We start from the raw sequence: 358 nt of genomic DNA on the forward strand, positions 1-358 counted from the left end.
CCGCCAACCAGGCCGTCGTCGACAAGGACAAGTACCCCTACACGCTCACCACGGACTGGGGCTACGGCACGCGCAGCCAGCGGCTCGCCGACCTGATCGACTCGAAGATCAAGGGCGGCGGGAAGATCTCGACCGAGGACATGCGGCAGATGCAGCTGGACAACAGCAGCGAGGTCGCCCGGCTGCTGGTGCCCAAGCTGCTGAAGATCGACGTCGAGGACAAGAGCGTCCGGGAGACGCAGAAGCTGCTGGAGGGCTGGGACTACACCCAGGACGCCGACTCGGCGGCGGCCGCGTACTTCAACGCGGTCTGGCGCAACATCCTCAAGCTTGCCTTCGGCAACAAGCTGCCCAAGGA

The 358-nt window shown here is 65.4% G+C and carries 1 protein-coding gene; it reads left to right on the forward strand.

Going from position 1 to position 358, the window contains the following annotated elements:
* Window positions 1-358 (forward strand): penicillin acylase family protein (locus tag DSY14_RS28330; RefSeq protein ID WP_211719628.1); only part of this gene is annotated, 358 nt, incomplete at both ends.

It is taken from the genome of Nocardiopsis sp. MG754419 (assembly GCF_018207095.1).
In the GTDB taxonomy this organism is placed as follows: domain Bacteria; phylum Actinomycetota; class Actinomycetes; order Streptosporangiales; family Streptosporangiaceae; genus Nocardiopsis.